The 17,643-nt window shown below is 34.0% G+C and carries 12 protein-coding genes and 1 other annotated feature; of the genes, 1 reads left to right on the forward strand and 11 read right to left on the reverse strand.

Translation table 11 applies throughout. The features are described 5' to 3' along the window. Positions 1-81: 81 nt before the first annotated feature. The 5 genes from AT726_RS01890 to AT726_RS01910 form a co-directional block, all read right to left on the reverse strand. Positions 82-1,044, reverse strand: coding sequence for a glycosyltransferase family 2 protein (locus AT726_RS01890; RefSeq protein WP_055274756.1), 963 nt, complete (start codon positions 1,042-1,044; stop codon positions 82-84). Positions 1,045-1,058: 14 nt separating this feature from the next. Beyond that, entirely contained in the window at positions 1,059-2,066 is a 1,008-nt protein-coding gene (locus tag AT726_RS01895; RefSeq protein ID WP_055274755.1) for a glycosyltransferase family 2 protein, read from the reverse strand. 68 nt (positions 2,067-2,134) lie between these two features. After that, the gene (locus AT726_RS01900; protein ID WP_068758906.1) at positions 2,135-3,667 is read right to left on the reverse strand and encodes a hypothetical protein; all 1,533 of its coding nucleotides are present in this window, start codon (positions 3,665-3,667) and stop codon (positions 2,135-2,137) included. Between the two features lie 102 nt (positions 3,668-3,769). Further along, a complete protein-coding gene (locus AT726_RS01905; protein ID WP_068758907.1) occupies positions 3,770-5,980 on the reverse strand; it encodes an LCP family protein in 2,211 nt (736 codons plus the stop codon). Positions 5,981-5,993: 13 nt separating this feature from the next. Beyond that, positions 5,994-6,680, reverse strand: coding sequence for a hypothetical protein (locus tag AT726_RS01910; protein WP_068758908.1), 687 nt, complete (start codon positions 6,678-6,680; stop codon positions 5,994-5,996). Between the two features lie 387 nt (positions 6,681-7,067). On the opposite strand from AT726_RS01910, the gene AT726_RS01915 reads away from it, so the two are divergent. Continuing rightward, positions 7,068-8,363 carry an ISL3 family transposase gene (locus AT726_RS01915; protein ID WP_055277709.1) on the forward strand — a complete coding sequence of 432 codons (1,296 nt, stop codon included), beginning with the start codon at positions 7,068-7,070 and terminating at the stop codon, positions 8,361-8,363. 102 nt (positions 8,364-8,465) lie between these two features. On the opposite strand, the gene aspS is transcribed toward AT726_RS01915, so the two are convergent. The 6 genes from aspS to recJ form a co-directional block, all read right to left on the reverse strand. After that, entirely contained in the window at positions 8,466-10,223 is a 1,758-nt protein-coding gene (gene aspS, locus AT726_RS01920) for an aspartate--tRNA ligase (protein ID WP_055244481.1), read from the reverse strand. Between the two features lie 15 nt (positions 10,224-10,238). Further along, positions 10,239-11,642 carry a histidine--tRNA ligase gene (hisS, locus tag AT726_RS01925; RefSeq protein ID WP_055244479.1) on the reverse strand — a complete coding sequence of 468 codons (1,404 nt, stop codon included), beginning with the start codon at positions 11,640-11,642 and terminating at the stop codon, positions 10,239-10,241. Between the two features lie 119 nt (positions 11,643-11,761). Beyond that, positions 11,762-11,976, reverse strand: a binding site (T-box leader). Positions 11,977-12,017: 41 nt separating this feature from the next. Continuing rightward, complete coding sequence (gene dtd, locus AT726_RS01930; protein WP_055244477.1) at positions 12,018-12,458, reverse strand: D-aminoacyl-tRNA deacylase; 441 nt, start codon at positions 12,456-12,458, stop codon at positions 12,018-12,020. 14 nt (positions 12,459-12,472) lie between these two features. Next, positions 12,473-14,665: a RelA/SpoT family protein gene (locus AT726_RS01935; RefSeq protein ID WP_068758909.1), complete on the reverse strand. Its 2,193-nt coding sequence runs from the start codon at positions 14,663-14,665 to the stop codon at positions 12,473-12,475. Positions 14,666-14,914: 249 nt separating this feature from the next. Continuing rightward, positions 14,915-15,427, reverse strand: a complete 513-nt coding sequence (locus AT726_RS01940) for an adenine phosphoribosyltransferase (RefSeq protein WP_055244473.1) — start codon at positions 15,425-15,427, stop codon at positions 14,915-14,917. Continuing rightward, a complete protein-coding gene (gene recJ, locus AT726_RS01945; protein WP_068758910.1) occupies positions 15,417-17,642 on the reverse strand; it encodes a single-stranded-DNA-specific exonuclease RecJ in 2,226 nt (741 codons plus the stop codon). The genes AT726_RS01940 and recJ overlap by 11 nt, the downstream gene beginning before the upstream one ends. Position 17,643 lies beyond the last annotated feature (1 nt).

Consider the following 17,643-nt stretch of genomic DNA (forward strand, 5'->3'; position numbering starts at 1 on the left):
CATTTAACTTAGAAGACTCTTACTTTTAACGCCTCTATTCCCTTCATAATATACCCTATACTAATAAAAATAAATTACTCATTATTTTAATCGTCGTAATGTTTTTTTGAGAGATAATAATTGTCGGACCATGTTGAATTGCTTCTTACTATATAACCATAAAATAAAACGATCTTTAGCTGATAAATTTTTGACATATTCATTTTTTAGCCATGATGAGAAGTGGTTTCTCATAAAGTCTACAGCATGATTAATATAACGATCACCATTTTCAACTGTTAAATTACGAGAACATCCATATAACATTAAATTTTTAATATATAGAAACTCAATCTCTGACTGATAATTTCCTTGAAAATTATCTTCTATTAACTTCAAGGCTTTATAAATATCTAAACTCTTCTCAGAGTAAGTATTCATAATTGATCCTTCTCTTTGAAAATAATTATAAAAAGCCTCATTGACTTTGACAATTTTTTGAGCTTTAGATAGAACAATAGGAATACATCCTAAATCTTCATACCAAACCCCTACCGGGAATTTAACATCATCAAATAACGTTTTCTTAAATAACTTATTACATGCACTATTATCAATGGTCAAAACCGAAGGTAATGTTTCAACATTTCCAACTTTAAAATCGCCGCATGAAATATAAACACTTCGCCCATCTTCATAAACATTTTTAATATCGCAGACGACTAAATCTGCACCTTCTTGATGAACTACCTGATACATCTTTTCACACATGTCTCTTTCAATCCAGTCATCACTATCAATAAAAAGAACATATTCACCTGTGACATAATTTAGACCATAATTTCTGGCATCAGCTAATCCTCCATTTATTTTTTGAACAGAGATTACTTTTCCTGGGTAATCTAGTGTAAACTGATCAATAATCTTTTGTGATTGATCAGGACTCCCATCATTAACACAGATAATTTCAAGATCTTGAAATGTTTGGTTTACTAATGAATCTAAGCAGCGCTTAAGGTATTTCTCTACATTATAGATAGGAACAATAATGCTTATCTTTGCCATTTTAACTCACCTTCTTATTTAAGAACTCGTTTCAACTGTCGGATTTGATAATAAATTTTTAAACGATACGGTTGTTCATAAATCCAGACACGATATTTATTCATAAAATTCATTTCTTGATATAATGATTGATAATATTTATTTTTTCTCCAGGTTGGAAAATTACTTTCAATAAACTGATAAAACTCATTTATAATACGAATTGCCAGTTCTTTATCAGTAATATAGATAACTTTATGCAACTCATACTGAATTTGCTTAATAACTAGCATCTCTAACTCTTCTTCAAATAATTGTTTAAGATTGTATGTTTCATAACTAGTTATAATTTCTTGTAGCGCATTAAGTGTATGTAAAACACGTTCATCATTTGCACTTGACACATTATTCATTCGATTCGCTAAATAATAATATAACGGTTGATGAACAATGGCTAACGTTTTACATTGTGCTAATAATTTCAATGTAAAGACGAGATCTTCACTACGATAATTTAACGGAAACTCAATTTTATGTTCCTTTAAAATAGAAGTCTTAATGAGTTTATTCCAAGGAGCGGGCGTTATTTTAAATATTAAATCTTTTTGCTCCTCAACGACAAGCAAATCTGTTGATTCAACTGGAATGGTCATTAAAGTCTTGTCTGTGCTTTGTTCATAACATTCATAATAGTCACAAACAATGACATTTGCATTTGTTTCAACTGCTTTTTCATATAATGACTTCAACATATCTGGATGTAAACAATCATCTGGATCAATGAAAATAATATAATCACTACTCGCCAATGTCAGACCTAAATTTCGAGTAGCTCCTACTCCTTCGTTTGCTTTATTAATGACACGAATTCTTGAATCACGCGCTTCATAAGCTTTCATTTTCTCTAGTGTATGATCTTGTGAACCATCATTAATAGCAATAACCTCAAACTCTTTGAAAGTTTGATTTAATAAACTTTCAAAACTCTTATCAATATACTTTTCTACATTATAAGCAGGAATAACTACACTTATTTTATTCATTCTCTAACCTTCCTTTAAATCCCTAGACTCTAGCTAATAGTCTAGTCCTCACAGGATACAATGTATTTTTAATGATTTCCTTTCTTACGTTTGAACAACTTCATTGAGCGCTGAACAAAATCTCTAAAATCACTAAATAATAAATAGTAAATCATAAGATAAGCTGCTAAGACAATGAGACCTAAACTAGCTGCACCGATAAACCAAATAACTAAGTGACTAACACCAGTTGGGAAAATCAGTCTCCATCCCCAAAGTCCGATAAAAGTAAGTCCAAACATAATTAATGTACGAAGTAGCACAAATTTATAATAATTCCATGATGGTAAACCAAATACTTTAGGATATACTAATTGAACTGACATAAAGAAATCAATAATAAAATGTGTTAAGAATGTTCCTAATAAAATTCCAACGATCCCTAATGGTTTAACTAATAATAATGAAATCCCTAAGTTAGTTAACGCAGATAATAAAGCAATTTTTTTCGTCTCTTTGAATAAGCCATTCACATTACGTACGACTAATAAAGGCTCTCTAGAAACAAGATAATATGTGTTCATAGTAAATAAGAACACTCCAAAATATGATAAAACATACAATTCATCCTTCATCCATAAACGAACAAAATCATTAGCTGTAATAAAGAGAATACTTGATACAATAGAGCTTAAAAAGAACGCAAAGTTAGCATATTGTAAGAAGGTAGAATACTTATGATTTTCATCACTTGAGAATAAGTTCCCAAAACTATCAACGGGTGCTTGAATAACTCCATATAAAACCTTAATTAAGCTCGAACAAATCATATTATAAGCATTATATACATTCGTCATTAACGGAGAAATAAAATAGGTTAATAACACAGGATCTGTATTTGATAAAACAACACCTGAAATCTTATGTACAAAAACATGCTTTGTATTTTCAAGTGCGCTTAAATCACGTGCTTCTTTATTATCTTTTAAATAAGGATATAATTTTAATGCTTTATTACGCGAATAAACGTATGAAACAATGGTCAAGATTCCATCAGCTACTAACACTACTTCTAATGAGAATCCCATCATAGCAATCACAATCACTAAAATTGAACGCAATAATGTAATTAATTGAATTCCTAAGTTGATCTTATAATATTGTTGATCGGCCTGAACAACGATATTTGGTCCCATTAAAAAATAAGACACAACCACTGGCGCTAATAATAAGAAATAAATACTATAAATTGAGAAGGTTGAGATGACCCCTCCTCGTTGACTTACAAATAATGGTTGAACTAATCCCACAATTAATCCTAAAACAAATATAATCAATCCCATTTTTCTAAATAAATAGATTGCTCCATTATATAATTCCGTTACTTTTTTATAATTTTTTTGAGCTAACGGTTGATAAAGAATCTGTTGAAACGCAATTCCAAAACCACCCTCCACTAAATTTAAAAATCCCATAATTTGAATCATTGTCGAGTACAATCCATTAATCGAACCACCATATATATCCGAAAAAAGACTAAACTTTACAAAACCAACAATAGGCAAAATTAAACTTGGTATTGTAGCTACTAACATATTAAGTAGCGAATGTTTCATACGCATAAAATCACCTCTAATTCTATATTCTTTCCTACTAAACTATAATTTATCAATTATTAAACATTATGAAAAGGTGTGTCATAGAAAGACTATGACACACTCTTCTCATTCAAATAACTTTAACTTACCTTTATTTATCATAAAAAAACTTAACAAATGAATTTTTATAACTCCTGCTTTGATGACGATGTTACCGTATCCCGGCGGTGTCGGTTGTGGTTCCGGTGTTGTTGGACTTCCACCTGTTCCAGTATCAGATCCGTTTCCACCTGCTCCTGTATCAGATCCGTTTCCATCTGCTCCTGTATCAGATCCGTTTCCATCTGCTCCTGTGTCAGATCCGTTTCCATCTGCTCCTGTGTCAGATCCGTTTCCACCTGCTCCTGTATCAGATCCGTTTCCACCTGCTCCTGTATCAGATCCGTTTCCACCTGCTCCTGTGTCAGATCCGTTTCCACCTGCTCCTGTGTCAGATCCGTTTCCACCTGCTCCTGTGTCAGATCCGTTTCCACCTGCTCCTATGTTAGATCCATTTCCACTTGTTCCTGTGTTAGATCCATTTCCACCTGTTCCAATATTTGATCCGCTATTAATCGAACTCGAATTATTAATAGTTGGATTATTAGTAGATGAGTTATTTTCGTCTGCTATAGGCCTTTTTACTTGCTCTTCTCCGTCATCATCTGTAGTTACATTATTCTCTGTTGCTCCTCCAGGAAGTGGCTCATTATAATACGTTTGTACCCACTGAGTGCCTTCATATTCTTCAAATCCATTAAATGTGAAGCTATAGTTAAATTGAGGCGATTCCTTCTCTAAGTTAATTAACATTTGTTCACGTGCATCTGCGATAGCCCCTTTATATGGGAAAGCATAGCTTAACTTAAAGTTATAATACGGATTATCCATATAACCATATTGAGCACTTACAACCATGCTCTTAATATGAATATAGTCTAATGGATTTTGACCATTAAATGTTGAGACAAGCCCTAATAAATATTGAAGACTTGATGTCATCTGATTGAGTGAGATATTTGTTTCAATGTTATTACCTAAAACATCTAATAAATCTAAAAACTCACCAACTGTGTTCATTTCTGTTAACATTTGGTTTACAATTCCCTCAATAACCAATTGTTGATGTTCTGCACGACCTAAATCACCTTTAGCTAACGTCTTACGATGACGAGAAAGTGCTAACGCTTGTTCTCCATTTAAATGTTGATACCCTTCCTCAACAGTAATTAAATGCTCACCAAACTGTCGATTACTATCCTGTTCTTCAATTGTCACAGGTACATCAACGTAAATTCCACCGATTGTATCAACTAACTCAACAACCCCTTTAAAGTTAATCTTTACATAATAAGGAATATTTAAATCAAACATTTTCTCAACTGATTCAATGACACACGTTGTTCCACCATTATTTGAATGCGTAATTTTATCTTTTGTATTATTAAAACATGGAATTTCAACATATGAATCACGTGGAATAGATGTCATCGTTACTGATAGATTCTGAGGATTCACAGTCGCTATAATTAATGAATCAGCTAATGAGGCAGCTTCTAATCCTTGTTCAGTTGAGTCTACTCCAATTAGTAAAATAGAGAATGGATTGTCAATTAATGACGTATTAGTCATTCCTGGTTTTAAAGCTTCTTGCTGAATAACAGTGTCAATATTAGCTAATATTTTAGTTTCATTTTTAATATCTTCAAATCCTAATTGTTCTGAAAATAATGAACTATAGTTATCTCCTACAATAATCGCATCAACTTTTCCATCATATAAATCATGAATCATAGAAATTGGAGAATCATATTTTTCAACTTCTACTTCATCTGTTAATTCATTTTCTTCTAAAAATTCGTCAATATTATCAATCACTTCTTGCTTAGTTAAATTTAAAGTCCCAATTGTATACCCTTCCAAATCTTTTGCTTCAGTGAAGGGACTATCTGCCATTGTAACTAAACTATAACTAATAATTGAGTCTTGCATCGTCATGTTATTTAGCGAATGATAAACACGTGTATTAACATATCCAAAATAAGTTCCTGTAAAAAGACCAATCAATGCAACTATTGTTAAAATGATTGTGCCTACTTTGTTCTCTTCTTTAACAACATATAATCCAAACATTAAAATGGCTAAATATAAGAAGATGAAGATTAACGAAAGATTCAAACGCAACAAAGCATCAAATCCTGAATATTGATTGATATAAATAATATTCCATATAATTGGAATAATTGGTAAAATCATAATTATTCTGTAAATCCATTTTAAACCCTTATTATTAAACATGCCTTTCCCCTCCTTACTCCGATAAAATTGCATTCAGGACTAAATAATCTTCTGATTCAGTTAAAATAAATGTTGCTTCACTTTGGAATTGTTCTACCTCAACTGAAGAAGATAATTCATATTTCCAACTCGCTTGAACTGAAATACAATCAATCACTTCATCCTCTGTTTTAAGTGTATCATTTAAATTAACATCTAAAATAGTTACATCATTGACAGTTATTAAAGATGTCGCTTCATAATCATTTAAATAAAAATCTAAATTTTCATAAAATCCATCAATAGCCTGTTTTCTAAAAGTAGATTTCATTTCTTCTGCAATAAATTGTACACCACCTACGTCATTACGTCCGGTCTTATTAGACCATGTATAGAAATCTGCTATGAAATTTTTCACAACTAAAGTCGCATATTCTTCTTTAGTTAAATCCGTATATTTAGCTTTATATGCATCTTGCGCAGTCACTAACTCTTCAAAAACTTCTTTTTGATAAGCTGTCGCTACATCTGATAACTGATACTCATCTTGAACTTTTTCAACAATTGGTGGAGTTGGTTTTATTAAATTATCACTACTTTTCCCACCATCAGTAATCCCCTTAACTTGATAAACAAGAACACCTACTAGCAGTAAGGTTGTAATAAAAAATATACTACCAAAAACTACTAATGGTTGCTTCATGATCTTTTTCATATTCATGTCTACACCGTCCCTTTCGACTCTGTCCTATAATCACACGATTCGTTATCATAACCGCTTCCGAAAATAGTATCAGTACATTTCACTATACTTTCTTTATCCTGCCCCTAATAGTTAAATAACTCTAGACTATTTATGAAGAAAAAACATATAGCACCATTTTACATGATTTAGCCATAATTGAAAACAGTTGGGTATTTTTTTACACAAAAAAATACAAATTTATACACTTATTTACGCTAAAAAGACCGGTTCTATAATATTTGGTGTGGGTGATTCCCACACTTCTTTTATTTGGAATAAAAAAATAAGTATAAAAAAAGAGACATCACGTCCCAAATTCTATACCATGTAATTGACCAAAAAAAACACGAAAGGATTGGGTTTATGTCTCACAATAATTGTATCTTAACTTTACTCGATTTAAAAGATAAAAATATTACTTTTTCAGAAAATTGGATGAAAGATGTTCAGATTAACGGGATCCGCTCTAAGGTGATTTCTGGTATCCTCTCTTTTCAACCGACCCATTGTTACAACTGTGGTCATCTCTTTGACTCACAAATCATTAAACACGGCTTCAAAACCTCTCGTATTAAGATGATGAAACTCTCTGGCTTTGATACCTATCTCGATTTAAAAAAGCAACGCTATAAATGCCGTCATTGTGATCGTACCTTTACGCTTAAAACCTCTCTCGTAGAATCTAATTGTTACCTTTCTAATCCCCTTAAACAAGCCATTTTCCTAGAGGCTAGCCATAAAAAATCCGAGTCAGATATTGCCCGTGAACTCAACGTATCCCATTCAACGGTCAATCGGATCATTCATACATCGTACGAGGAACAACCCCTTCATTTTAACTCTCTTCCAAAGGTGCTTTGTTTTGATGAGTTTAAGTCGGTCAAATCAGCGGAAGGGGCTATGTCATTCATTTTTTGTGATGCTTCTAATGGGAAGTTAATTGATATCGTTGAAGACCGTCGTCTAAGCACTTTAAAACCTTATTTCATGCGATTTTCTAAGGAGGCCCGTGAAGGTGTAACTCACGTTGTTATTGATATGTATGCTCCGTATATGACACTCATTAAAGAGGTGTTTCCCAACGCTAAAATTGTTTTAGATAAGTTCCACGTCGTTCAACTTTTATCTCGTGCCCTCAATAAAACTCGTATTCGCTTCATGAACCAAAACAAAGAATTCTACAATAAATTCAAACATTATTGGCGCCTTTTATTAAAAGCCCAAGAGGATATCCATTCTACCCACTACTTCTATTCTAACTGTTTCAAAAAGCAGATTTCTCAACAAGAAATCATCGACTTTTTACTCGCTTTAGATCCTGAATTAAAAGCGACTTATGACTTCTATCAAACCATCAAACAGGCCATCAAACTTCGCAACTTTGATGCTTTTCATCATGCCATTCAAAACCCCTCTGACTTACTTTCACCTGAAATGAAAACAGCTTTAAAAACATTAACTAACTACCAAGATTATATCAAAAATACGATTGAAACATCTTATACCAATGGAGTGCTTGAAGGGATTAATAACAAGATTAAAGTGATTAAACGCATGGCCTTTGGATACCGTAGTTTCTATCATTTCAAAGCTAGAATTTTGATTATCCATAAGTACACCTTTGAACAAAAAAATAAAAGGAATCAAACTGCTCAATGAGCAGCTTAATCCCTCACGATTACAGGTATAAAATTTCTTCACCCACACCAGTTGACAAAGAGCCAAAAGACCTAGTCTCATTAACTAGGCCTAGCAATTTCATTATTTTCTTAGTTGAATATGTAATTCTTCTAATTGTGCGTCTGTTACTGTTCCAGGAGCTTCAGTCATCGGGCATGATGCTGATGCATTTTTCGGGAAAGCAATAACATCGCGTAAGCTTTGAGATCCTGTTAAGATCATGGCGATACGGTCTAATCCTAACGCTAATCCACCGTGTGGAGGTGTTCCATATTTAAATGCGTTCATTAAGAATCCGAATTGTTCTTCAGCTTCTTCTTTTGTAAATCCTAATGTTTCAAACATACGAGATTGTACATCTGGACGGTAAATACGTAATGATCCTCCACCTAATTCGTATCCATTTAAGACAATATCATAAGCCTGTGCTTTTGCATTGTGAGAATCTGTATCAAATGTGTCTAATGTATCTAAGCTTGGCATTGTGAACGGATGGTGAGCAGCAAAGAATCGTCCAGCCTCTTCATCATATTCGAATAATGGCCAATCAATCACCCATAAGAAATTGAATTTAGATTCATCGATTAATCCTAATTCTTTTCCTAAATGTAAACGTAATGCTCCTAAGCTATCTGCAACGACTGATTTTTTATCAGCAACAAATAATAATAAGTCTCCCACTTCAGCATTTGTTGCTGCTTTAATATTCGCAACTTCTTCTTCATTGAAGAATTTAGCAATTGGACCGTTGAATCCTTCTTCAACTACTTTAATCCATGCTAAACCTTTAGCTTTATATTTTTTAACAAAGTCTGTTAATTTATCAATGTCTTTACGAGAAAAACGTTCTGCTGCTCCTTTAACACATAATGCTTTAACTTCATTTCCAGCTTCAACTGCCTGTGCAAATACTGAGAAGCCACAATTAGCAACAACGTCATTTAAAGCAATTAATTCCATTTCAAAACGTGTATCTGGCTTATCTGAACCAAAGCGTCCCATCGCCTCTTCATAGCTTAAACGTGGGAACGGACGAGCAACATCTAATCCTTTAACGTCTTTCATCATTTTAACTAGCATCTCTTCAATCATATTCATGATTTCTTCTTGAGTTAAGAATGATGTCTCAATGTCAATTTGAGTGAATTCAGGCTGACGATCCGCACGTAAATCTTCATCACGGAAGCAACGAGCGATTTGATAATAGCGTTCAAATCCCGAAACCATTAATAACTGTTTGAAGATTTGTGGTGATTGAGGTAAAGCATAGAAATGACCTTCATGGACACGACTTGGAACTAAATAGTCGCGTGCTCCTTCTGGTGTTGATTTATTTAAATACGGCGTTTCTACTTCAATAAAATCATTTCCATCTAAATAGCTACGAATTGATTTTAAGATGTTGTGACGTAAAATGAAGTTCTTTTGCATCACAGGACGACGTAAATCTAAATAACGATATTTTAAACGTGTATCTTCTAACGCATCAGTTTCATCAGCAATAATTAAAGGTGTCATTTCTGCTTCAGAGATAATTGTTAGTTCATCTAAGATAATTTCAATATCTCCTGTTGCCATATTAGGGTTTTTACTTTGACGCTCAGCCACTGTTCCTTTAACAGCGATTACATACTCATTACGTACTTTGTTTGCCGCTTCTAAAACTTCATGACTTACGTTTTCTGGATTAGCTACTAACTGAGTAATTCCATAACGGTCGCGTAAATCAATGAAAACTAATCCACCTAAGTTACGAGTTTTAGCAACCCAACCTTTTAATTCAACAACTTGACCTACATGTTCAAGTCTTAATTCTCCATTATTATGTGTACGATTCATACTACTCACCTCTTCTTAATGTTGGCATCCACAGCCGTGTCCATTTCCTCCACAGCATTCATGGTCATCATCATGTCCATGTCCACCGCAGCATCCATGGTCTTCATCGTGTCCATGACCACCACAGCATCCTCCACCATGTTGGTGATTACGCTGTTGGTCTTGAATAATGTAGTCAATAATAAATCCAACTGGAATGGTTTCTTGAGTTCCTGTTTGATTATTTTTAATATTAATCATGCCGTGTTTTAATTCTTCATCTCCAAGAATTGCTGTATAACGAGCATTGTAGCGATCTGCTTGTTTAAATTGACCTTTTAAGTTTTTCCCTAAATAGTCCGTTTCACAGGCTAATCCGCGTGAACGTAAATCAAATAATAAACGTGATCCAAAGATCTTAGCATCTTCTCCTAATGCGATTAAGAAGAAGTCCACAGCATCTTCTCCAGCAACTTGAATTCCTTCAGCTTCTAATGCTAATAATAAACGTTCAAGTCCCATACCGAATCCGATAGCTGGAACTGTTGGTCCACCTAATTCAGACACTAACTTGTTATAACGCCCTCCACCACATAATGTGTTTTGAGCTCCAAATCCTTCAATGTCTGCTTGGATTTCAAAGATTGTATGTGTATAGTAATCAAATCCACGAACTAATGTCGCATCATACTCATATTCGATTCCCATCGCTTTTAAATATTTTTGAACATTTAAGAAGTATGCACGATCTTCGTCTGTTAGGTGATCAATCATTTGAGGAGCGTTTTGCATAATCTCTTTATTGCGGTCAACTTTACAATCTAACACGCGTAATGGATTTTTTTCTAAACGCACTTGGCAATCTGAACATAACTCTTCTTTATGCCCTTCAAAGTGTGCAAGTAAGGCTGCACGATAGTTTTCACGACTTTGTGTATCCCCTAATGAGTTTAATTTAACTTTAATGTTACGAAGTCCTAAAACTTGATATAACGTAACAGCTAATGAGATAACTTCTGCATCGATAGCAGGATCTGCACTTCCAAATACTTCTGTCCCGAATTGAACGTGTTGACGATAACGTCCTTTTTGTTGACGCTCATAGCGGAACATTGGTCCAATATAGAATAATTTTTGAACCATTTGATCTGCATATAATTTATTTTCAATGTAACTACGCACGACTCCAGCTGTTCCTTCCGGACGTAATGTCATTGAACGATCTCCACGATCTTTGAAGTCATATGTTTCTTTTGAAACAACATCTGATGTTTCACCAGCAGAACGGTGATATAATTGTGTACTTTCAAACATTGGTGTACGGATTTCTTTATAGTTGAAAATTGAACAGATTTCACGAATTAAACTTTCAACATTTTGCCAACGTGCACTTTCTTTAGGTAGAACATCGTATGTTCCTTTTGGTTTACTGAAATTCATGTTAGAGCTCCTTTCATAGTCATGATTGTTGAGGCTTTCCTCTCATTCAGGATGATTGGGTTATTTCATCGTGTTTAGTAAAGCCTTTTTTCGAGTATAAAAAAAGTCCTTAGATTAAATCTAAGGACGTAGTATACGCGGTGCCACCTTACTTGTAACAGTCTAAAACTATTACCACTTTAAAACGTTAACGCCGTCAACGAATATTCCTACTAGCAGTTCAGAATATTTTCTCACGAGTGTCTATCTATAATTTATCCGTCGAAGCTTCCAGCCAAGGCTTCGTTCTCTGTCACGTATTATTTTTATAGAATCTCTCGATCTTCGAATTTATAAGTATTATTGACTATTTTCTTTATTATAATACATTTCTTTTTAAGATTCAACGATTAAAGTAACAGGACCATTATTTGTAAATGAGACATCCATCATTGCACCAAATATTCCTGTTTCTACTTGTATCTCATAAGTCTCTCTTAAAATTTGATTAAATTGATGGTATAAAGGCTCTGCGACCTCTGGACGTGCTGCCTCGATAAAACTTGGTCGATTCCCTTTTTTAGTTTCCCCGTATAAGGTGAATTGAGAAATAGAAAGAATCGATCCGCCTACCTCTTTGATTGATAAATTCATTTTTCCTTGTTCATCTTCGAAGATTCGTAAATTAGCGACTTTCTTTGCACAATACTCTAAATCTTTCACTGTATCTTCGTGCGTGATCCCAACTAATAGCATTAATCCATGTTCAATAGCACCTGTTACCTTACCATCAACCGTTACTTTTGCTTGTCTTGCTCGTTGAACAACGACTCTCATCTGTTTTCACCTCACTATTGAATGATACGCTCGACACTAAAGACATCTTTGACCCGTTTAATCGTATTCACAACACTTACTAATTGATCAATATTACGAACAGATAACGATAAGTTAATAATAATCGTATCATTTGAAGTCAATGCATTTAATTCTGTAATATTTGCATTAATAACCGTTAATTTTTGAATGATATCGCCTAACACATTTTTACGATCAAGGACTGTCACTTTAATCTTAGCATTAAATGAATTTGAATGCTCATCATCCCATTCAACTGGAACAATACGACCATCTATTTTAGCATTATGACACTCAGCATGATGGATCGTAATCCCGCTTCCTTTTGTAATATAACCAACAATTGGATCACCCGGAACCGGGTGACAACATTTACCAATGCGTAAATCAACATTATCTAACCCATCTACAATAATTCCGAAACGATTTTTTGCTTTTTTACGATGTTCTTCTTTGATTTTTGCTGCATCATTAATTTGTTGAATTAACTCTGTATCATCAACTTCTTTCCCATCCGCAAAATATCGCTCAAGAATCATCTTAGCTACTAAGCGTCCGCGCCCAATTTGATAATATAATTCATCTAATTTCTCAATACTTTGTTTTTTATACGCTCCAAGTAATTTTTGCATATCAATTGAACTCAATGATAAGTCTTTTGAGGCTAGTTCTTTTAAGAACATTTCCTCTCCTTTATGCGTATACTCCTCACGTTTAGTACGGTTAAAGTATTGACGAATTTTATGGCGTGCTTGTGATGTTTTAACAATATTTAACCAATCTTCACTCGGACCAAACGAATTACGAGAGGATTTAATTTCAACAATATCGCCCGTTTTTAATTGATAATTTAAGGTCACGATTTTACCATTAACTATTGCACCCGTTGTTTTATGTCCTAAATTGGTATGAATACGATAAGCAAAATCAATTGGTGTTGATCCTGGAGGGAAGTCAAAGACATCACCATTAGGTGTAAACACATAAACATTGGCATTAAAAATGTCATCTTTAACAAGCTTCATTAATTTTTCAGCATCGTTCACTTCTTCTTGGTACGCAATTAATGTTTCATACCATTTTAATTTATCTTGAATTTCTTGTTGTTCTTGTTTAGCCGTAATTTGACGATTTTCTTTATATGCCCAGTGTGCTGCAACCCCTTGTTCAGCAATTTCATCCATCTCTTTTGTACGAATTTGTACTTCAAATATATTTCCATTTGGACCAATAATGGTCGTATGTAATGACTGATACATATTTGGCTTTGGCATGGCAATATAATCTTTAAAACGATTTGGGATAGGTTTAAAGTGCGCATGAATCACTCCAAGAGCTGAATAACATTCTGGAACTGAATTAACAATTAAGCGAATTGCTAATAAATCATAGATTTCTTCAAAGTCTTTTTCGCGCGTCATCATTTTTTTGTACACGCTATAAATATTTTTAATACGACCTTTGATTTCAAACGGAATATGATATTCCGCTAAAGCGGCCGTAATTTCGTCTTCCATTTCTTGAATTTGTTGCTCACGCTCATGTTTTTTTTGCTTAATTAATTGGGCAATACGATAAAAATCTTCTGGCTTCAAAAAGCGAAGTGAGGTATCCTCAAGCTCAGCTTTCACACGATACATCCCTAAGCGATGGGCAATCGGAACATAAATCTCCATCGTTTCATGAGCAATGGAACATTGCTTTTCAGGCGGTAAAAATTTAAGTGTTCGGATGTTGTGTAAACGATCCGCTAATTTAACTAGGATTACACGAATATCTTTACTCATGGCTAGTAACATTTTACGGTGATTTTCTGCTTGTTGTTTTTCTTTTGATTTATATTTAAGCTTCGTTAGCTTCGTTACACCGTCAACAATTTCTGCAATTTCATCATCAAATAATTCTGCAATTTCTTCTTTTGTAATCTCTGTGTCTTCGATAATATCATGTAATAGTCCTGAGGCAATCGTACGAGGCCTTGTTTGCCATTTAGCTAAAATATAAGCAACCTCAATCGGATGAATAATATAAGGTTCACCTGATTTTCGCAATTGGTCTTTATGTTTTTGAAAGGCAAGTTCAAAAGCACGTTCGATGACCGCAATACTATCTGGATTTTTAATATACGTTTTAGCTTGCTCTAAAACATGATCAATTGATATTTCATACCCGTTTAATTGGTACATAAGCATTACTCCTATTGTCTAATCTACTTATTTTATTATAAAGCTAAAACTACGATTTGTTTCAAGAAAACTTAGAAATTTTAATCTTTCCTAAGATGAAAAAAAAGGATGATATTTCATCAACCATTTAACCTTTTGTCATATTTACAATATGCTATATTGTTACTTTTTTAAAATTTTAACATAAAAAAAAGTAGAAATGCAACAATAAATGCTTCATCTCTACTCAATCTTTTATATTTCGCAGCCTTAGTATTTCATTAACGATAAAACTTCATAATTTTCTAATGTTTTGCGACCATTTAACTCTTCTAATTCAATTAAGAATGCACATCCAACAACAACACCACCAAGTTGTTCAATTAACTTAACTGTTGCTTCAACTGTTCCACCTGTTGCTAATAAATCATCTACAATTAAAACGCGTTGTCCTGGTTTAATGGCATCTTTGTGCATGCATAATGTATTTGAACCATATTCTAAATCATAATTGAATGATACTGTTTCACGAGGTAATTTTCCTGGTTTACGAACTGGCGCAAATCCGATTTTTAATTCATGTGCAACAGGGCATCCAAAAATAAATCCACGAGCTTCTGGACCCACAATCACTTCAGCATTTTGTTGCTTTGCAAATTCAACCATTTGATTTGTCGCATAGCTATAAGCTTGTCCATCCGCCATTAACGGTGTAATATCTTTAAATTGAATACCCTCTTTTGGAAAGTTAGGTACATTTGCTACATAATCTTTAAGATTCATGAGTCATTTCCTCCCTAGCTGTTTTAAAGGTTGTTTTTAATTCTGACCACGTCGTTAACTCAAAAAACTCAAGCATCTCAAGTTTTGCCTTTTGAGATTGATACGTTGGTGCTTCTGCTAAATCACGCTTGGTCACACTATCAGTTGGAAAAACAGAGCCATTCTTTATTATAACAAGTTCTACTTCAAAAAACACCTGTAAAATAAATAATAATTCATTTTTACTAATCCCTAAACGCATAAAATAATTAATCATTTGGTGATTCAACGTAATAGGTCCATGCTGCTTCACAACTTTATATACGATGACAAACTTCTCACGTGGAGCAAACGTGACATTTGATTCAAGTGGCGCTATTACAATATTTCCTGGCTTCTTTCTTGTAATCAAAGTCATTAACTCTTCTTTTGAACTTGGAAGCTGATTAATGACCAATGTCTCAATCTCATCAGCCTCTGTTGCATTTGTATACATTGTTGCTAGTTGAAGTTGATCTTTTCGTTGTTCATACGCTTGTCGATTACGAAGATCAATGAATTGAAACTCATTGCACAAAACATCAATAAAATGAAATTGCACACTACGATTTCCATTCCATTCATTTATTTTAACCTCTCCCACAAAACTAAATAATGTATCAGGCGTCAAATACATAGCAAGTGATGCTTGATTAAAAGCTATTACATCAACTGAGTGTTTGTCTTGATATAGCGTAAATTTCAAATGCTGTAGCTTATTTCCAATTGGTTTAACATTTTTGACATAAACATTTTTAAGCTCAATAACAGGTGGACGATTTCCTTCACCAAATGGAGCTAATATTGAAAGCTGTTCAACAAATGAAACATTTAAATCCGATAATGGTAAACTTAGATCAACTTGAAGACTCGGTGTCACTTCAACCTCTTGTAATAATTCATTCATCTTGTCTTCCAAGGCTTGTAAATTTTCAGGAGCAAACGTAATCCCCGCTGCTAAAGCATGACCACCGAAACGTTCGATTAAATCTTGACATTTATTCAATAGTTCAAATAAGTGATACCCTTCTACCGCACGAGCCGATCCTTTAATGAATCCCTCATGATCATCTGTGACGACAAAAACAGCTTTTTGCCATTGCTTCGCTAAGCGTCCTGCGACAATTCCTAAAATACCTTCATGCCAATTCGGTGAGTATAAAATAACGACTTTTTTCTTAGCTAATGTTTTCGCATCCACTAACTTTGTCGCTTCCTCCAACACTTTTTGTGTTACCTTTTGCCGCTCGCTATTAAAACTTTCAATTTGATCGGCAATGAGTTTAGCCTCTTCTTCACTTTCTGCAATTAAACACTCGACTGATAAAGCGGCCTCATCCATTCGACCAGGTGCATTCAAACGGGGACATAGTTCAAAACCGACATTAACTTCTGTTACCTCAGACTTTTCGGTTCCAGCTAGGTCCATCATTGCATTTAATCCTTCAATTTCTGTTTCACGTAAAGCAGCTAGTCCGCGTTTAACAATCGAACGATTTTCATCAATTAATGGAACGACATCCCCAATCGTTCCAAGCATTGCAATGGCATAAAAATCTTCAGGAATCACTTCTTGTAATAAAGCTTCTGCGACTTTTAACGCGACTCCTGCCCCTGATAAATGATGGAATGGATAATTTTCATCAAGTTCTGGATGTAAGATGGCGTAGGCACGTGGAAGTGTTTCTTTTACCTGGTGATGATCCGTAATAATCAAATCCACCCCATGTTCAAGTAAAATTTCTGCCTCATCAACTCCAGCAATCCCATTATCTACGGTGATGACTAACTGATAACCATCAGCAATTGCCTGCATAAACGCATCTTCATTCGGTCCATACCCTTCATAAAAGCGATTTGGAATATAATAATCAACTAGGGCCCCAAGCTCACGTAAACAACGAACTAAAATCGATGTTCCTGTTACACCATCTGCATCATAATCCCCATAAATTAAAATCGGCTCTCCTTGATCAATTGCCTCATTAATACGCGTAATAATTTTTGACATTTCTGAAAACAAAAAAGGATCATGATGAATGGTTTCCTCTTTTGCAAATGTATCCAAACTCTCAGCCGTAGCCAGTTGACGTGCTAACACTAGTTGCTCAATCGCAGGATTTAGCACTGTGGTTTGTGAGTCATAGTCCTCACGAAATATGTCAGATATTTTCCAATTCATTCTTGATTTAAACAAA

It is taken from the genome of Turicibacter sp. H121 (genome assembly GCF_001543345.1).
Taxonomy (GTDB): Bacteria; Bacillota_I; Bacilli_A; order MOL361; family Turicibacteraceae; genus Turicibacter; species Turicibacter bilis.

Bases quoted from the DNA above. Each gene is read 5' to 3' on its own strand.
- AT726_RS01910 (WP_068758908.1), bottom strand. From the start codon at position 6,680: ATGAATATGAAAAAGATCATGAAGCAACCATTAGTAGTTTTTGGTAGT.
- AT726_RS01915 (WP_055277709.1), top strand. From the start codon at position 7,068: ATGTCTCACAATAATTGTATCTTAACTTTACTCGATTTAAAAGATAAA.
- aspS (WP_055244481.1), bottom strand. From the start codon at position 10,223: ATGAATCGTACACATAATAATGGAGAATTAAGACTTGAACATGTAGGT.
- AT726_RS01895 (WP_055274755.1), bottom strand. From the start codon at position 2,066: ATGAATAAAATAAGTGTAGTTATTCCTGCTTATAATGTAGAAAAGTAT.
- hisS (WP_055244479.1), bottom strand. From the start codon at position 11,642: ATGAATTTCAGTAAACCAAAAGGAACATACGATGTTCTACCTAAAGAA.
- dtd (WP_055244477.1), bottom strand. From the start codon at position 12,458: ATGAGAGTCGTTGTTCAACGAGCAAGACAAGCAAAAGTAACGGTTGAT.
- AT726_RS01935 (WP_068758909.1), bottom strand. From the start codon at position 14,665: ATGTACCAATTAAACGGGTATGAAATATCAATTGATCATGTTTTAGAG.
- AT726_RS01905 (WP_068758907.1), bottom strand. From the start codon at position 5,980: ATGTTTAATAATAAGGGTTTAAAATGGATTTACAGAATAATTATGATT.
- AT726_RS01940 (WP_055244473.1), bottom strand. From the start codon at position 15,427: ATGAATCTTAAAGATTATGTAGCAAATGTACCTAACTTTCCAAAAGAG.
- AT726_RS01890 (WP_055274756.1), bottom strand. From the start codon at position 1,044: ATGGCAAAGATAAGCATTATTGTTCCTATCTATAATGTAGAGAAATAC.
- AT726_RS01900 (WP_068758906.1), bottom strand. From the start codon at position 3,667: ATGCGTATGAAACATTCGCTACTTAATATGTTAGTAGCTACAATACCA.